14 protein-coding genes and 2 tRNA genes are annotated in these 18,165 nt (G+C 45.0%); 7 read left to right on the top strand and 9 right to left on the bottom strand.

Annotated elements, in window-relative coordinates:
- Positions 1-32: 32 nt before the first annotated feature.
- From K7R10_RS14620 to K7R10_RS14640, 5 genes are all read right to left on the bottom strand, one after another.
- Positions 33-722, bottom strand: coding sequence for an aspartate/glutamate racemase family protein (locus K7R10_RS14620; RefSeq protein ID WP_224485479.1), 690 nt, complete (start codon positions 720-722; stop codon positions 33-35).
- Between the two features lie 26 nt (positions 723-748).
- Complete coding sequence (locus K7R10_RS14625; RefSeq protein ID WP_224485480.1) at positions 749-1,015, bottom strand: DUF202 domain-containing protein; 267 nt, start codon at positions 1,013-1,015, stop codon at positions 749-751.
- Positions 1,016-1,113: 98 nt separating this feature from the next.
- Entirely contained in the window at positions 1,114-2,505 is a 1,392-nt protein-coding gene (locus tag K7R10_RS14630; protein ID WP_224485481.1) for a YfcC family protein, read from the bottom strand.
- 16 nt (positions 2,506-2,521) lie between these two features.
- On the bottom strand, positions 2,522-3,415 hold the full coding sequence (locus K7R10_RS14635; protein WP_224485482.1) for a cyanophycinase: 894 nt from the start codon (positions 3,413-3,415) through the stop codon (positions 2,522-2,524).
- Between the two features lie 24 nt (positions 3,416-3,439).
- Positions 3,440-4,378: an isoaspartyl peptidase/L-asparaginase family protein gene (locus K7R10_RS14640; protein WP_224485483.1), complete on the bottom strand. Its 939-nt coding sequence runs from the start codon at positions 4,376-4,378 to the stop codon at positions 3,440-3,442.
- Positions 4,379-4,911: 533 nt separating this feature from the next.
- Between K7R10_RS14640 and K7R10_RS14645 the strand changes: the two genes are divergently transcribed.
- Complete coding sequence (locus K7R10_RS14645; RefSeq protein ID WP_224485484.1) at positions 4,912-6,315, top strand: PAS domain-containing protein; 1,404 nt, start codon at positions 4,912-4,914, stop codon at positions 6,313-6,315.
- Positions 6,305-6,730, top strand: a complete 426-nt coding sequence (locus tag K7R10_RS14650) for a response regulator (RefSeq protein WP_224485485.1) — start codon at positions 6,305-6,307, stop codon at positions 6,728-6,730. Before K7R10_RS14645 ends, K7R10_RS14650 begins: the two co-directional genes overlap by 11 nt.
- A 2-nt stretch (positions 6,731-6,732) precedes the next feature.
- Here the strand turns inward: K7R10_RS14650 and K7R10_RS14655 are convergent, their stop codons facing one another.
- Positions 6,733-7,458, bottom strand: a complete 726-nt coding sequence (locus K7R10_RS14655; protein WP_224485486.1) for a DUF4488 domain-containing protein — start codon at positions 7,456-7,458, stop codon at positions 6,733-6,735.
- A 307-nt stretch (positions 7,459-7,765) separates the two neighbouring features.
- Positions 7,766-7,846, bottom strand: a tRNA-Leu gene (locus K7R10_RS14660).
- Positions 7,847-8,271: 425 nt separating this feature from the next.
- Here K7R10_RS14660 and katG point away from each other — a divergent pair.
- Entirely contained in the window at positions 8,272-10,524 is a 2,253-nt protein-coding gene (gene katG / locus K7R10_RS14665) for a catalase/peroxidase HPI (protein ID WP_224485487.1), read from the top strand.
- Positions 10,525-10,668: 144 nt separating this feature from the next.
- On the opposite strand, the gene K7R10_RS14670 is transcribed toward katG, so the two are convergent.
- Complete coding sequence (locus tag K7R10_RS14670; RefSeq protein ID WP_224485488.1) at positions 10,669-12,324, bottom strand: hypothetical protein; 1,656 nt, start codon at positions 12,322-12,324, stop codon at positions 10,669-10,671.
- A gap of 235 nt (positions 12,325-12,559) precedes the next feature.
- Here K7R10_RS14670 and K7R10_RS14675 point away from each other — a divergent pair, with 235 nt between their 5' ends.
- Both K7R10_RS14675 and K7R10_RS14680 read left to right on the top strand, forming a co-directional pair.
- The gene (locus tag K7R10_RS14675; RefSeq protein ID WP_224485489.1) at positions 12,560-13,693 is read left to right on the top strand and encodes a sensor histidine kinase; all 1,134 of its coding nucleotides are present in this window, start codon (positions 12,560-12,562) and stop codon (positions 13,691-13,693) included.
- Between the two features lie 465 nt (positions 13,694-14,158).
- Entirely contained in the window at positions 14,159-14,905 is a 747-nt protein-coding gene (locus K7R10_RS14680) for an NIPSNAP family protein (RefSeq protein WP_224485490.1), read from the top strand.
- 552 nt (positions 14,906-15,457) lie between these two features.
- Here K7R10_RS14680 and K7R10_RS14685 read toward each other — a convergent pair.
- Positions 15,458-15,530: transfer RNA gene (locus K7R10_RS14685), tRNA-Met, on the bottom strand.
- A gap of 142 nt (positions 15,531-15,672) precedes the next feature.
- On the opposite strand from K7R10_RS14685, the gene K7R10_RS14690 reads away from it, so the two are divergent.
- Both K7R10_RS14690 and era read left to right on the top strand, forming a co-directional pair.
- A complete protein-coding gene (locus K7R10_RS14690; protein WP_370631323.1) occupies positions 15,673-17,040 on the top strand; it encodes an alanine/glycine:cation symporter family protein in 1,368 nt (455 codons plus the stop codon).
- The gene (era, locus tag K7R10_RS14695) at positions 17,027-17,914 is read left to right on the top strand and encodes a GTPase Era (RefSeq protein WP_224485492.1); all 888 of its coding nucleotides are present in this window, start codon (positions 17,027-17,029) and stop codon (positions 17,912-17,914) included. The genes K7R10_RS14690 and era overlap by 14 nt, the downstream gene beginning before the upstream one ends.
- Positions 17,915-18,165 lie beyond the last annotated feature (251 nt).

The raw sequence follows: 18,165 nt of genomic DNA on the forward strand, positions 1-18,165 counted from the left end.
ACAGGAAAAAGGGCCGACAGATCTTCTGATTTTCAGTTTTCTTCCAAAATGAAATCAACGGCCATTTCTGCATGCAATTCAGTAGTGGGCAGCAAGGGAAGACTGCTTTGTTCATTATCGATGAGCAATGGTAGTTCAGTACACCCCAGTATGATGCCGTCTGCCCCGCGTTCCCTGAGTCTTTCGATCTGCTCGCTGTAAAAACTTCGCGCCTTATCGGTGAACTTACCCTGTGTAAGCTCTTTCCCAACGAAGTAATGCGATTTGTCTATGGTAGCCTCATGTTCAGGAATCAGGGTTTGTAAGCCGAACTCCTTTTCAAGAATTTCGGGGATATAACCGCCGGTCATGGTGGGCTTGTTACCCAATAAGCCAAGGGTTTTCATCGACCGCTTTTGTGCCTCTTTCCCGGTGGCCCTCGCGATGTGCAGGATAGGAATAGTGATCCTGGGTTGCACATAATCATACACCTTATGAGGGGTGTTGGCGCAGATCAGGATACCTTCTGCTCCTGCATTTTCCAGTTTTTGTGCGACTTCGAGGTATTTCCGGTTGATAACATCCCAGTCCTGTTCCCTCATAATGTCGATCCTGATGCTGTACAGGATCATTTCAGGGTTTGTTTGTGCTCCCAGCCTTTCAGCTACTTTTTCATTGATCAGGCGGTAGTACGCTTCGGTTGAATACCAGGATGTTCCTCCTATTAGTCCTAAGATCTTCATGATTTTTACTTTTCAATAGTGATGCTTTACATATCGTAGTTGTAAAGCTTTTTGATGTGCCTTTTTACATACAGGAAACGGGCCAGCCCGATAATAAGCAGTACAGGGCCTACAATGGTCAGGAAGTATCCTATCCATTTTATCTCTTCAAGCAGCTCCAGTTTGATGATGGCAAAACCGGAACTCAGGAATACAATGAAAGATCTGAAATACGCCAGAAAGGTTCGTTCGTTGGCTAATCTTGTGCGGTCCAGAGCCAGAATGTCTCTTAATATCAGTTTTTTGTTCTCCACGATGATGCTCTTTTCCTTAAAGATACATCATTTCGCTGACCACCTAAGCAACCTGGGTTACATGGTGTTTCTTTCAGTGAGGAGATAATTCTCTCTGTTTACCAGTCGAAAAGAAACAGTGGTGGAAGCATCAACAGCATGGCGGCCAGAAACAGGACGGCAAGATAAGGCCATGCCCATTTAAACCATTTGTCATAGGGGATGCCGGCGATACTGAGAACTCCCATAGTCACCCCGCTGGTGGGTACGATCATATTGGTTAAACCGTCACCCATCTGGAAGGCGAGCACCGCTACCTGCCGGCTTACACCCAGCAGATCGCTGAGTGGCGCCATGATCGGCATGGTCAGGGCGGCCTGTCCGGAGCCTGAGGGGATGAAAAAGTTCAGGCAGCATTGAAATACTAACATCATTTCTGCCGACACCCATCCTGGGGCATTTCCAGCCACCACAGCTACTCCGTGAAGCATGGTGTCGATGATTTTTCCGTCCTGGGCGATGATCAGTAGCCCTTTTGAGAGTCCGATCACGATCGCTGCTGTCATCATTTCCCTGGCACCTGAGACAAAATGTTTCACCGCATGGTCGACCGGCATTTTAAAAATGATTGCGCTCACCGCCGCCAGTGCCAGAAATAGCCCCGCGATCTCCTCTATATACCAGCCCAGCGAATTCACGCCGTAGATCAATGTGATAATAGCTGCAGCAAAGACTGCCAGGATAAGTTTACGCGAACGATTCAGGGGTGGCAGTTCGGGGCTGTCTTTCTGCTCTTCATCCCACTTGCCTGAAAGAGAAAATACCGGTGACCGGCTCGGCTGTTTTTCGATCTTTCGGGCGTATCGCTGAAGGCATATGGCCGCTATGAGGGTCAATACCACCCAGACCACGAACCGATAGCCCATTCCACTGAAAAGAGGTACTTCGGCTATGCCCTGAGCGATACCTACCGTAAACGGATTGGTCACGGCTCCGGCAAATCCCACTCCAGTACCTATCACAGGCACCGCGGCCCCCAAAACAGCATCATATCCCAGGGCACGGGATAAGGGGATGGTGATCAAGACAAAAACCAGGATCTCTTCGCTCATGCCAAAGGTTGCTCCGGCGAGCGAGAACAAGATCGTTACTATGGGAATGATGAATTTCTTAAATACGGGTCTCTTTTGACTCAGGCTGATCATGTTGCCGATACCGGCATTCAGCGAACCGGTTGCGTTAATGATAGAAAAAGCACCGCCAACCACAAAGATGAACGCGATGACAAGGGCGGCAGAGGTCAATCCCCTGACCGGAGCCATTAATAAGGCTCCAATACCCTGTGGTTGTGAGGGAACACTTTCATAGGAGCCGGCAATCACCACCTCCGTATTATTGACGATCTGCCGGTCAAATTCTCCGGAAGGAATGATCCAGGTTAGAATAACGAATAAGACACTTATAGCAAGAATGATGCTGATGGTGTCCGGAAATTTTCGGGTTCGGCTCATGATCTGAAAGGATTGATTAAAGACTGATTTTCGTTCCGGGCAATAACACCTTTACCTTCAGGTCATCACCACCAAGTAATCCGTTCTGGGATGATACTTTTCCCTGATTTTTTATATAGATCACCTGAGACTCTCCGGTTACCCTTATGCTGTCATTTTTCACTATGACCGCGGTTGATTCGTCTATGCCCAGGGCGGTTTGTTCCGGATGTTCCATCGCAACACTTAACAAGCGGTTCATGCGCATTCGCCTGATAAAATGCTGATCGACAATGATACGGTCAGTCAGTCCCAATCCGTTTTCAATGATAATATTCTCAGATTCGATGCTCTGAAAATCCCCGGTATATTCAGGGTGTTTGTATTGATCACCGGTGATCATTTTCTCGCTCATAACGGCTGCACCCGCGCTGGTGCCGGCTATGACGCTGCCTTTCTGATAGGCATTTTTTATGGCCTGTTCTATCTGACTGTCTTCAACAATTTCCATAAACCGGTTTTGGTCGCCACCGGTGATATAGATCAAAGCAGCATTTTCTAAAGAATCGAGTTGCTGAGTTGGCATATGTTCTTTTGTGAACTGATATCCTTTGATCTTGTCGGGTGTTATACCCAGGTCGGTGAATTGCTTTCTTCCGTACCAGATGGCCGAATCAGGTTCGGCGCTGGACATTGGCAATATAACAGCGTAATGATTGGCCGACTCCATGGAACTGAGGCTGATCATTTCCCTGACCAGTTCAGGTGGTCGTTTCCCTCCTCCGATAATAAACAGGCTACCTTTTGGTTTAACCGAAGCAACAGGGTTTTGACTATCGCTTTCATGTGCCTTTTCATGAGTGTTCTTTTGGCAGGAGATGAAACTCAGCAGGATCAGAGTGGTTAAGAGACATTTCAAATGTGTGTTCATAATAATAGTTTTAGGCGTGTGCTTCTATTCGGGTTGGTTCCAGATATATACCTTTTTTTCATCGGCTGTGACATAACCCCGGTACATACCTTCTGAATTGTAAGGCATGGTTATTTTACCTTGACTGTCAATGGCGATAAGTCCGCCGTCACCGCCAAGGTCTGCCTGCTTATCAATGGCTTTTTGGGCGGCCTCCTCAAAAGTAAGCCCTCCGTATTCCATCAGGTGGGAAACGGTGGCTGCCACTACGGCACGAATGAAATACTCTCCCGTTCCTGTGCACGAAACGGCGCAGGTCTTGTTATCGGCATAGGTTCCGCATCCTATGAGTGCCGTGTCTCCGATTCGTCCGTCTATTTTGTTGGTCATTCCACCGGTTGAAGTTGCGGCTGCCACCAACCCGTTTTGGTCGATCGCCACGGCACCTACGGTTCCCTTTTTGAAATTGCTGTGATCCAGAAATGTTTGATCGGCTGCATATTTTTTAGCCAGTTCCCATTGTTGTGCCCTGAAGGGTGTGTCGAACCAGTCGTTTTCGACCAGTGGGAGGTTATAATCCTTTGCCATTTGATCAACACCTTCACCATCAAGCATCACAATGTCATTCCTTTCCATCAGGATCTTAGCCATGTCGACCGGATTCTTGATATGCTTACTGTTAGAAAGAGCGCCGGCACGATGTTCTTTACCTTCCATCACCGAAGCTTCCAGGTAATGTTTGCCGCTTCGAGAATAAACAGCACCCTTACCTGCATTAAAATTAGCGCTGTCTTCAAGGCTTCTTACTGCTGCACAAACTGCCTCGATGGCTGAACCGCCGTTTCTTAGAACGGTTTCGCCAGCCTCAAGACTGGCATGTAGGTCTTTTACGATGGCAGATCTTTCGGCTTTTGACAGTTCCTCTTTATCGATCACTCCCGCACCACCATGTATGGCCAGGGAAAACGTGTTTTTTTTACTCATTTTCTTTATAAAATGTACTGTTTGAATAGGTAATTGAAAAGTATGTTCCTGTAAGGATGGTATCTGTATGAGATCGGTTTATCCTGAAGGGCAGTATCAACAATTGAAGATGGGTTGCAAGCCTAAAAGAGTGAAGGGCTTGCAGGCCGGGATGTGAAATAAATGCGGTTGATACTTCATATATGTGGCTAAAAGTAGAAAAAAAATTGAAATTTAAAAGAGGGAGTGTTCCGGGGGAAAAGGTGAGAGAACTTAATATAGAGAATATTCGCGCAGATCACGCAGAAAAGCCCTTGTAAAATAAAAGTAATTAATTGTTTATTTTCAGCTTTTATTATAAGCGGGAAGCCCTTTGTTCATTAAAGCTTCAGAAGAAATCCGGACTGATTTTCAGACGAAATCTGATTATAAACATTATTTTTTTGTCTACTAATACAGTAGTTTTTAGTAATTTGCGCCGTTTTTAAATACGACCACAACCTACTTATTATTAATGAACAAATTCAGCTATTGCTGAAGGAGGAGGATTATTTATGAAAGATTGTTATGGGTTCATTTTTGACAAGTTGCCCCTGGCTTGCCTCTTACTGAAACCCGACAATGGTTCTTTTATCATTGTAGATGCCAACAGGGCTTACTATAAACAACTGAATGTTGAGGCCGAGCTCATAGGTCGCCCGGTTTCTGAAGTTTTTCGTGAAAACTTTGAAGATACTTCTGTTTTATGTGAATCGTTCGATCGCATTCTTAAGACAGGGTATGCAGACATATTTCCGCTTAGTCATAAGCGAGAAGCAGTAACGCCAAAGGAAGGAGAAGTTCTTTTCCAGGTTCGCAATATCCCTATACATGAACCGGAGAGCGGGTCAATTGAGTTCATATTTCACATCCTGCTCGATAGAACCATTGAGTTGCAGGAAGAGGCCCGGCTCATGGAATTGCAACAGGAGTTAAATCAGATGAAGGATGCGTCCCGCTATTTCATTTCCGAAAACAGCGACGGATTGTTTTCACTTGATATGGAAGGAAAGTTTGTCACTGTAAACCGAGGTATAGCTGAAATGGCTCAGATGGACAGGGAGGCACTCTTGGGTTATCCGTTTCTTCCCTTTTGTGCCCCGTATCATAAAAAAAGGATACTGAATCACTTCAGGGGAGCCTTGAAAGGATTAGATGAATCATTTGAGGCAGATTTTATAGATGCATCCAATGAGTTGAAAACACTTGAAGTAACACTTGTTCCCATGCGACTTGATAATCAGATTGCCGGGGTATATGGGATCGCCAAGGATATCACCGATCAAAAACGTATTCAGTTTCTAGTTGAAAAGCAGAGGGAGCAACTCGAGAAGAGCGAAAAGAAGTTTAAGGCTCTCGTTCAAAAAGGGAATGACCTTATCGGGATTCTCGATCAGGATGCGAACTATCTTTTCGTGAGTGACAGTTCTACTGCAGTTTTAGGTATTTGCCCGGAAGAATTTATAGGTAAGAACGCTTTTGACTTCATCCATCCGGATGATCTCACCAGGGTGCGCTCGAAGTTCGGGCAGTTGTTCGAAAGCGGGCAGGTTACGGTTCGTGCCTACCGTTTCAAGGACCATACGGGTTCCTGGCGATGGCTGGAAACAACTGCCACCAATATGAGTGACGACCCGGCGGTAGGGGGTATCGTTGTAAATTCAAAAGATATCACTCAGTCTCATGTCTTGATGGAGCGAATAAAGGAACACTCACATATTCTGGAGGAGATATCCTGGGAACACTCCCACGTGGTCAGAACACCCCTTGCCCGGATGAAAGCAGTCGTTGGCTATTTCAACGAGAATAATAACGATTTGACAAAGGATGATTTCATCGGTGTTTTAGAAGAATCCCTTGAAGAGATAGATCAGGCCATCATTAAAATGGTTGAAAAACTGGAACAAAATGAAAGATAATAGCAGGAGAATTCCATGTCTGGTGGTTGATGATGACCGAATCTTTTTAAAGATACACCAGCATCTGGCCACAAAATGTTTTGGCGGGGAAGTAACCGGTTTTTTAAATGCACGGGAGGCTATCACTTTCTTAAATGAGCCGGGCAATCAGAGGCGACCCTTTTTGATATTACTTGACCTGAATATGCCTGAAATGGATGGATGGGAATTTTTGGAATACCTGAGAATTTCAAAAAGCGACACAGAGATACGGGTGGCGATCGTCACTTCCTCGACTTCGGCCCAGGACAGGCTCAGGGCGAAAAAATACCCGTTCGTGGTAGACTTTATCATCAAACCGATGAAAGAGAAGTCGCTGCAAAAGCTCAGCGACAGGCTGCATGCGCAATTTAATGGCCGTTCACGGTCTGCTTAGATCTATTTTTCACGGGGAAGACTTCTGGGAACCCAGATTTCATAGATCGGGTCTCCCTTGCTGCTCATCCCTGAATGATGCCAGTTCCCGTCGATGATCTCGTATTTAAATTCAAGACTTGCGCCAACCCTTGAATTATCTCTGGAGAAAAATTCGATATTTTCTGTATAAGTGTTATTTTCTGTAGTATAGGTGCCGCCTCCGGTACCCATGAACTCCTTTGTTTCGGTATTATAAGCGATCCATTGAAATCTGGTGTCTGAAAGAATTTTCATGGTCTTTCTTGGTTGATCGACCTCTCTCATTACGATCTCACCGTCCCTTTTCCTGCCGCTGATCAGCCATGCACCGGCAAGATCACTGCCCGAAGCATCATCAATTCTTTTTAGTTCCATGTTGGCCTCAGGTATCTTCATGATATTTTCTGAAAGCTCTATGGTAAAGCTTATCGAATCACCCACCCTTTGGGGTTGGGAACTGTCGAATTCCACCACTTCGGTCATTGTATTGTTTTCAAGCCACCAGCCACCACCGTTAGTGCCGATGAATTCTCCGCCCTCGGCCTTATAATATGCCGCCGACTGATAGCCTTCGGTAAAGATGACCACCATACGAACCTGTTCATTGTCGGGATTGGTGATAATTGTTTCCCATGCACCCAAAATGCTTTGAGCGTAGAGTGAATTGCCGATAATCAGAACCAGTGTAATGTAGCTTATAAGTCTCATTATGATGAATTTATAGCTTAAATGTACTTAAATTAACCATGATTCTGCCTTATGTCAGATACTTTCTATGCTACAAATATCTGTTTACATGGGAAATAAAAAATCCCGATCAACTTTGTTGACCGGGATGATGTGCACATGAGAGGAGTACCTCGCTTCGCTCGGTCGTCCTTAAAGGGGGCGCTTTACTTATCATCCCGGGACTGCTTACGCAGCCCCCGGCATTTTTTGTTTATTCCCTTATGCCAGTAAACTGCCGACGGTACTAAACAAAAAATCCCGATCAACTTTGTTGACCGGGATGATGTGCACATGAGAGGAGTCGAACCTCCACGCCCGAAGGCACTGCCACCTGAAGACAGCGTGTCTACCATTTCACCACATGTGCGTAATGATGGCGCAAAACTAATAAAAAACATGAATTGGATAAAATAATTTTTGAAAATTTATTTCCGGAAAACAAGGGGTCTTTCAGGTCTCATAACTGTAACCGTATTTAGCGTGTTTTTTAATCATTTCCGTATCCTGCATCTCCCGTCTCTCTCTCTCGTTTGGAGTTTGCTTCTTTAGGGAAAAGGAACAAGTCTACTTCGACGAGCTCAGTGTGACATTAATGCAATAGGGATGGAAAAACAACTAAACTGTATGACCGGCTAAGATATCACTGAAATGGTAACTAAAAATGCATGATTCACATTATCAATTGTTATCACGTATAGTGAATAGCTTTTATCTATCAAAAATGAAATAACATAAATAAAAGTTTTGGTAATTTTAAGGGAACGAAGAATAAACCAAAAAGCCATTTGCATTATGGAAAACAAAGAACATGGGTCTAATGGTGCAGGAACCCAAAGCTACAATATGAATAGTGCCAGTAAATGTCCGTTTCTTGGCGGATCTCTCCAACACAGTGCCGGAGGCGGAACCACCAACCGCGATTGGTGGCCCAATCAATTGAATTTGAATATCCTCAGACAGAATTCCAATCTGTCTGATCCTATGGATGAAGACTACAACTACAAGGAAGAATTTAAGAAACTAGATCTCGAGGCTTTAAAAAAGGATCTACATAAGCTGATGACCGACTCCCAGGATTGGTGGCCGGCAGATTACGGGCATTACGGTCCTTTTTTCATTCGGATGGCATGGCACAGTGCCGGTACCTATCGGATACAGGATGGTCGTGGAGGTTCGGGTTCCGGAGCTCAGCGTTTTGCCCCTCTGAACAGCTGGCCCGACAACGCAAACCTGGATAAGGCAAGAATGTTGCTTTGGCCGATCAAGCAGAAGTATGGAAAGAAAATTTCCTGGGGAGACCTGATGATACTCACCGGAAACGTCGCTCTGGAATCAATGGGGTTAAAAACCTTTGGATTTGCGGGAGGCCGTGAAGATGTGTGGGAACCGGAAGAGGATATCTACTGGGGGTCTGAAGGAGAATGGTTAGGTGATAACCGGTATACCGGTGATCGTGATCTTGAAAATCCGCTTGCCGCTGTACAGATGGGTCTCATATACGTAAATCCTGAAGGGCCCAACGGAAATCCTGATCCTATGGCTGCTGCCCGTGATATCAGGGAGACATTCGGAAGAATGGCCATGAACGATTATGAAACCGTAGCCCTGATCGCCGGAGGACATACCTTTGGAAAGACTCACGGGGCTGCAGATCCGGGCAAATATGTAAGTGCAGAACCTGCCGGTGCAGGAATCGCAGAACAAAGCCTTGGGTGGAGGAATACCTTCGGTACGGGAGCAGGACCTGATACTATTACCAGCGGTCTTGAAGGAGCCTGGACAAAGACTCCCACCAAATGGAGCAATGACTATTTCGAACATCTTTTCGGTTATGAATGGGAACTGACCAAGAGTCCGGCAGGAGCTTATCAATGGAAACCCAAAGGAGATGCCGGAGCCGGAACCATTCCTGATGCCCATGATCCCGATAAGAAGAATGCCCCATTTATGCTGACCACTGACCTGTCTTTAAAGGTTGATCCTGAATACAAGAAGATCTCAAAGCATTTTTATGAAAATCCTGATGAATTTGCCGATGCCTTCGCCCGTGCGTGGTATAAACTGACCCATCGTGATATGGGGCCGGTATCCAGATATCTCGGACCCGAAGTACCTGATGAGGTGCTGATCTGGCAGGATCCCATTCCTGATACAGATCATGAGCTGGTCGATAAGAACGATATTGATGAGCTGAAAGGAAAAATATTAGATACAGGATTGAGCGTTTCTGAACTCGTAAGTACTGCCTGGGCTTCTGCAGCTACCTATCGTGACTCAGATAAGCGTGGCGGAGCTAACGGAGCACGTATTCGTCTGGCACCTCAGAAATTCTGGGAAGTGAACAACCCCTCACAGCTTTCGAAAGTACTGGAGACTCTTGAAAAAGTTCAGAAGGAATTTAATGATGCACAAAGTGACGGGAAAAAGATTTCGCTGGCTGACTTGATCGTACTTGGCGGATCAGCCGGACTCGAGAAAGCTGCCCGGAATGCCGGTCATGACATCAAGGTTCCCTTCACTCCGGGAAGAGCAGATGCCACTGAGGAAGATACTGATGTAGAGTCGTTCGCTGCCCTGGAACCCAGTGCAGACGGTTTCAGGAACTATTACAATGCAAAACATAAGACCTCTCCGGAAGAAATGCTGGTTGACAGGTCGCAGTTGCTGAATCTCAGCAAGCCCGAAATGGTAGTCTTATTAGGAGGAATGCGGGTTTTGAAAACCAATTTCGATAATTCTGACCATGGTGTTCTGACCGATCGTCCTGAGGCGTTGACCAATGATTATTTTACCAATCTTTTGGACTTAGGTACCATCTGGAAGGCTACTTCTGAAGATGAGACTGCTTTTGAAGGATTGGACAGGAAAACCGGAGACAGAAAATGGACCGGAACACGGGTTGACCTGATCTGTGGTTCCAATACCGAGCTAAGAGCGGTAGCTGAGGTCTATGCCTTTCAGGATGCAGAAGACAAGTTTATTAAAGATTTTGTCAATGCCTGGGTTAAGGTGATGAATAATGATCGTTTCGATCTGAAAGATTAAGCAGTCAATTTTCGTTTTTGTTTAAATGAGCGGCCCTTTTTTAAGGGCCGCTTTTTTTTACGAAATAATTATAAGAGGAAATTCCGTGAATCCGGAAATTCAGCAGGCTTGAAAGTTTAAAGCATTAAATAGCTAGTAGCCTGTTTATTCTGAAAACTGCGGCTCTTTCCCGGTCATTTCCCATTTTGCCAGGCTCATGGGAATATTTCCGATGGCGTTCAGGGTATCGAAAAACTGTCTTAACTCAAAGGTTTCTCCCTGATCTTCTTTCATTTTGGCCATTTCAGCCAGGGTGTCTTCCAGCAGGTACTTGCCCGTTATGTAGCTGGTACCATAGCCGGGTTGTCTGAGGTAAAGATGCTGCTCAAAGATCAGCAGGTCTTTCTCGGTTTTCATCCAGCCCCTTGGGGTATATTCCATATGGATCTTACCGGCCTCTTCCATAGACATCATGTTCGCGTGGGCATACAGCGACCCAAGTCCGCGGGCAGCCCGCTGGGCGATAAGTATATATACGAGCTCCCTGGCTCTTGGATTCTTTTCGTAAAGTCCGGCCTGCATGAACATTTCTTCCACGGCTGTGGCGGCACCTTCGTTTCGGGAGTCGAAAATATTATAAAGCAGGGCGTCGCTTCTTATGCTGTTGTTGTTTGGTTCCTGATCCATGCGGGCGAGCTCGAACCAGTGGTAAAAGTGAGAGTACAGGGGTTTGGGGTCAAGGTGAGCGGTGATCCAGAAAAAGTTGCGTGTTTCTTCCGGAATGTATTCCCCCAGGTGTTCATCAAGGGCGGGTTTAAAATAGCTTTTTACCGTAACGATGTCTTGCTGATCTAAAAAAGTGATGAGTTCGACGGAAGCTGCCTGTGCGAGGGCATCGTAGGCCTCGGGAGAGTTTGCGGGCGTTAATTCAGGCAAGCCACGATTGCGGTGTTCTTCCAGTTTTAAAGAGCTCCACGCTCTAGCCAGTTCCCGTTTTAACAACATCACCTCATCTTCCCAGGTAAGAGGAACGAGGTGGACGTTTTGCTGATACCAGGTGTAATTGTCCTTTCCGATACCTGAAGGACCTGTTTTTTCAGAAGCTTTTTGGCTAAGCCAGTTGACGAGGTCTTCCGTAGAACGTATGGCAGCGTCAATAGTGGTTATCAGTTCGGTATCTTCGCTGACTCCCTCCCGTTGCTTTATCAGTTCAAGATCAGAAGCCTGGTTTTGTATGTCTCTGATCCCGGCTATCCACAATTCCCTGGCATTTCCTGTAAGATTCTTTTGTGCTTGTTTGTTAAGCGGGGTAATCACTTTTAAAGCATTCAGAAACGATTCCCTTTCTGACCCGGTTAACGGAAAGTCATATTGCCATACATCCAGAACGGCATGATGTGTCGGACCTTCGTGTGCGGGGACATCACTGCGGGCCATCCATACTGTTTTGTAAAAGGCCGGATCCCGCTCCCAGGGTTTTAAAACCCTTTGGTTAAAATCATAACCGTTCATTTCGGCAAGAACAATATGGTAATCTGCTTTTTGAGAGATATTCCAGTTTGTGGTATTAAGGGCGGAAAGTCTCTCTTTTAACCGAAGGAATTCAGTTCGTCGTTTTTCAAAGCTTTCCTTTGTATAGTCAGGAGCACCCTCTTTCAGCGGCGGTTTTTCAAAAGTGCGCCATTCTTTGAATACATCTGTTAGAACGGTATAGCCTTTTGCTACTGATATGGAGTTTTGTGCTGAGGCGGTGAGCGAAACACTTAAAAGAACCAGATAAAAAATTGGTTGGAAAAGGTTCGCAGATCTGTTTAACTGCATAATGATTGGGCTTCATTTTGGTTTCACGATAGTGACAACGATCGATATGTTAAGTGGAAGTTACGATAAAATCGTCATAGTTTCCTGCTGAAGATTTCAGGTCTCATGCATATGCGAACCTGATACAGATATCAGAATGGAGTAATACAGATCTCATTTTTGAAAGGTGTTTTTAGTGACGTAAAGACCCTATAATTTTAATAATCAGTAAATTAGCATTGACAGATCATAAAGAATGAAACGAGCCGCTAAATATATCAGGGATAACAGCAATCATATTATAGAGGTATGGGAGAAAACTGTGAATGCTGAAATGCAAGTATCTGATGATACCCATAACATCGTATTGCGAAATCAGTTACCAAACGTTTTAGAGGATCTTTCAGAGATCATTGAAGAAAATGGAGCATCAGCATCATCTACCTCTCGTAAAGATCTGTTAGATATAGTTGACGATAGCTCAGACCACGGTCGTCACAGGGCTGCTACTTCTAATTATTCGGTCGCAGCCATTCTTAAAGAATATCGCTTATTGCATGAAGTGCTAACAGATTTGTTGCGGGAGAATGATATATATGATGAAGAAACCGGGCTTATTCTCAACAAGGCTATTGAGACAGCCATGGTTAATTCAGCGAAAACCTTCAACCGTTCCTTGAACGATATGAAAGAAAAACTGATGGCTACTTTAGCGCATGATATTCGAAACCCTGTTTCTTCGGCTTTTATGGCTTTAGATATGCTTGATCCGGAAGCTGGTGCAGAGGAGATCACCCATATTAAAGAGGTTATTGAAAACAGTTTAGGATATGCTATCAGGTTGATAGAAGGCTTGCTCGACACCATTACGGTCGAGGCCGGAGAGGGGATCACATTGAATTTTAAAGAACAGGATATTTTAGATGATATAGATTGGGTTGTAAAGGAAGCTTCCATGATATTCCCCAATAAGATCAGTTTAGAGACGAAAGCATCTGAACTCACAGGAGTCTTTGATGGAACCGCCATAAGAAGAATCTTGGAGAACCTGGTTTCCAATGCCGTTAAATATGGTAGCAGGTCGGAACCGGTTCACATTTACGCTGAGGATAAGAAAGATGAAGTTGTGATCAGAGTTCACAATGAAGGGAATCCAATCCCGGATGGACGAAAGAAAGAGATATTTAATTTTCTAAATGGGGAGGAAGCACCGAAAGATGGTTTGAAGAGCTGGGGTATGGGGCTAAGTCTTGTCAAGGCTGTTACCGATGCCCACGGAGGGAAACTGGAGCTGAAAAGCGACAAGGAATTCGGCACGGAATTCAAGATCACTTTAGGGAAATACGACAAGGAACCGGGGAAGACGAAGTCCCGAATTAATTATAAATAGATATCGCTTACAGCTTACTCAAAATTGATTTAAGTCTATCCCTGGCCGGCTAAAGTGCTTTGAAGTATAAGGCTAAGGTTTGGAAAAGTTCTATTTTCTCTGAGCGCTTAGACCAGAGTGGGGGCTTTACCTCCAATATCAGTACTTTACGCAAAACCATTTTTTATGGCTTCTTGACCTTTCAAGTCTTATTCCTCCTGGATAATCCTTATGTATTTTTAATCAAGTGTAATGTAGTGGGTTATAACTTATTTGAGGCTATGAAAGCACTTTCCAGGCTAATTTATAAAGGTGTAGAGAACAGAAGGGAATAGTCAAAAATGTATCATGTGGTATAAATAGATTGTTGTTTTGATTAATGCTAATGACATACTTTTTATTGGCATAGTTCCTTAACAGGCTATTTTCCATTAAACATGACGTATTTATCCCTAAATTGAAGAGGTAACTAAAAACCTTTCTGTCATGATCAGCAAGTATCTTTTGTCGTTATATCTGCTGTTAATCACCTATAATCTTAAGGCACAGCAGGAGGTATATGAATGGCGAACTTACGAACTTGAGTTTTTCCGATCGGCAGAGCTACTGCATACCTACTTTGAAGAGGCATTGATTCCGGCTTTGAACCGACAGGGGATTGATCAAATCGGGGCCTTTGAAGAGGCCGGAGAGGGACTGCCGAAAAAAGTATATTTACTCATAGCTTATAAGGATATTGGGGGTTTTCAGGATAGCAGAGATATGCTGCAAAAGGATGAAGCTTATTTGCAGGCTGCAGAAGGCTATCTTTCGGCGCCGGAAACTGAAATACCTTTCAACGAGTATGCAGCCAACCTAATACGTTCTACCAGTGGTTTTCCGAGCTTGGTGAAGCCGGATCCTTCAGCCGGTCTTTTTGAGCTTCGTATTTACCATAGTCACAATGAAGATGCGCTGCGCAGGAAAGTAAAGATGTTTAACGATGCTGAATTTCCCATTTTTGAAGATGCTGGTTTATCGATGGTGTTCTTCGGAGCTGATATTGCCGGAAATCATTTGCCTTCTTTGACGTATATGTTGGCCGTAACAGATAAAGAGGCACATTCAAAGGGGTGGGATGCGTTCCTGCAGCATCCGGAATGGAAGCGCATTATAAAAATGGAGGAATACGCGAATTCGGTAAATGATATCACCCGGGTGTTTTTAAAAAGACTGCCGTATTCTCAGTTATAGGCGGTTTTTCAGTTTTTTATATCCCCGTAGACTGGGAGGTTTCACTACCACAAATAAGGAGATAGATTTTTCGCTTATTAACCCCTTGCTTTTTGGCTCTTTTCATGATCCGGGAAGGGTTTTATTTGTGGGATGCTGTATTGCCTCCCTGGGGTCGGCGGACCAGAATAGGAGGGCTTTACCACCAAAAACCGGATGCGCCGCCCACAACCGTTTTAAGGTCATTCGCGCCTCGCTGGACCAAGCTTTGATCCTTTTCTCCTTCGCTTCTTTTCTCCTTCGCACCTTTACTATTTTGCATATTTTTCCTCGCTTGAAAAAGCCGGATTATGAAATTCGCTTGGGTCTTTTCCTGATCCGGGAAGGGTTTTATTTGTAGGATGCTGGATTGCCTCCCTTTGGTCGGCGGACCTAGGGGGAAGCTTTACCACCAAAAACCGGAACGGCCTAAGCCGTTCTCGGCTTTTTTATGCCCTTCCGCTTCGCTCAAGTAAGCTTGGCTCGCTTAAGGGCATAAAAAAACCGGTTTCTCTCGAAACCGGTTTTTGGTAGTAGCGGGAGCTGGACTCGAACCAGCGACCTTCGGGTTATGAGCCCGACGAGCTACCTACTGCTCTATCCCGCGATGTTTGGACTGCAAATATACAACCATTTTTAAACTGCACAAGTGCTGAAATGATATTTTTTAATAATTATTGAAGTTCTCCCAAATTGACTATTTTAACCGGCCGTAACCTAAAACTTTACTTTAAACTCACTTACCTATGATCGATTTTTTGGAAGGCCTCACCAGTCAGATGATCGGCATTGCCGAATGGTTTATGTTGATATTCGTGATCGGTGGAGGACTTTTTCTTGTCTTTTATTCGCGATTTAAACCTTACAGATATTTCAAGCACGCCCTGCAGGTCACTGCCGGAAAATATGATGACCATAATGATCCCGGTGATGTGAATCATTACCAGGCGCTGGCGGCAGCTGTGGCTGCCACGGTGGGTCTTGGGAATATCTCAGGTGTGGCTATTGCCATACATAACGGAGGCCCCGGAGTTATCTTCTGGATGTGGGTCACCGCGGTCATAGGAATGTGTATAAAATTCTATTCATGCAGCCTGGCGGTCATGTTTCGTTCTCCCGATGGAGAAGGAGGGGTGCTGGGTGGCCCCATGTATTATATGGTTAACGGACTGGGGAAATACGGAAAACCGCTGGCAGTGGTATTCAGTCTGGCCGGCCTGATAGGAGTGCTTCCGGCATTTACCACCAACCAGCTTACCGAAACACTTATCGCTGTGGTAAAACCGGATGAATCGTTGGCTGCCCTGGGGGAATTCACCTGGAGAGCCATTATCGGGGTTACCCTGGTAATTATCACTTCCCTCGTAATCTTCGGAGGTTTGAAGAACATCGCTAAAGCTTCTGCTTCCCTGGTGCCATGGATGGTCGCTCTGTACCTTTTGGCCGCCATTCTCATTATAGTGGCAAACTATGACAGCATACTACCCTCCTTTGGTCTTATATTCTCTGAGGCGTTTAATATAAATACTGCCGTTCAGGGCGGCCTCTGGGGTATGATACTTCTGGGAATAAGAAGAGCTGTTTTTTCAAGTGAATCAGGGGTCGGGAACGCTCCTATGTATCACGGACAATCGAAAACCAAAGAGCCCACACAGGAAGGTCTTGTTGCCATGCTGGGGCCATTTATCGATACCGTGGTGATCTGTACCATAACCGCACTGATCATCATAGTGAGCGGCGTTTACCAGGAATCTGAAAGCAACGGTATCGCTCTTACCCTCCTGGCTTTTGAACGATCGCTTTTCGGGTGGGGAGCCGAATTTTTAATGATACTGGTCGTGGTGTTCGCAATTTCCACGCTTTTTACCTATTCCTATTACGGTACCAAATGCCTTACCTTCCTGACCAATAAAAAGATAGGAGGTTATTATAACTACGTTTATATAATAAGTATTATTTTTGCAGCAATCGCCTCTTTAGACCTGGTGATCAACATGATAGACCTGGCTTTCGCGGTCATGAGCATTCCGAATATGATCGCCGTGCTGTATCTCTCACCCCATATCAATGCCAATATGAAATCCTATTTCACAAAAGTAGCCTATGAGCGAGCATAAAGCCGGATTTGTAAACATTATCGGAAATCCCAATGTCGGGAAGAGTACCCTTATGAATGCTTTCGTGGGGGAGCGATTGTCTATAATTACCTCCAAAGCCCAGACCACCCGCCATCGTATATTCGGAATCGTAAGCGGAGATGATTTCCAGGTGATCTTTTCAGATACTCCGGGCATTATAAAACCCGCCTATGAATTGCAGAAATCGATGATGGACTTCGTCAAATCTGCTTTCGAAGATGCCGATATTCTTATATACATGGTTGAGCTGGGGGAAAAGGCGTTGAAAGATGAAGATTTTTACAAACGCATCATACACAGCGAGGTACCGGTGCTTCTTTTGCTGAACAAGATCGATAAGTCTGATCAGGAGACCCTGGAAGAGCAGGTAGCGTACTGGAAAGAAAAGGTTCCTAATGCCGAAATATATCCGATTTCAGCCCTGGAAAACTTTAATGTGGCCACTGTCTTTAACCGTATACTCGAACTGTTGCCTGAATCTCCGCCTTTTTATCCTAAAGACCAGCTTACCGACAAGCCTGAGCGCTTCTTCGTGAACGAGGTAGTGCGCGAAAAGATATTGGTGAACTACAAAAAAGAGATACCCTATTCGGTAGAAGTGGAGACTGAGGAATTCCTGGAAGATGAAGAGATCATCAGAATACGATCGGTCATCATGGTCGAGCGTGATTCCCAGAAGGGGATCATAATCGGTCACAAGGGGCAATCGCTTAAAAGAGTAGGTGTGCAAGCCAGAGAGGATCTTGAGAAGTTCTTCGGAAAACAAGTGCACATTGAACTTTACGTCAAAGTGAATAAGAACTGGCGTTCAGATGAACGGCAACTCAGAAGATTTGGGTATAATCAGAAGTAGGTTTTATTTGGCTAAGGGCTAAGGGCTAAGGGCTAAGGGCTAAGGGCTAAGGGCTAAGGGCTAAGGGCTAAGGGTTAAGAGTTAAGGGTTAAGAGTTAAGGGTTAAGAGCTAAGTGTTACTTCCCGGTGAAGGTAATCTGACCAGTTGCTTAAATTCGATTGTCAGCCGCCATATCTGACGGTATGACCCAATACCAACTTTCAGAAATACGAATACAAAAAAAGGCTCCGGACGAATCCGAAGCCTTTTT

Source organism: Robertkochia aurantiaca (genome assembly GCF_020166495.1).
In the GTDB taxonomy this organism is placed as follows: domain Bacteria; phylum Bacteroidota; class Bacteroidia; order Flavobacteriales; family Flavobacteriaceae; genus Robertkochia; species Robertkochia aurantiaca.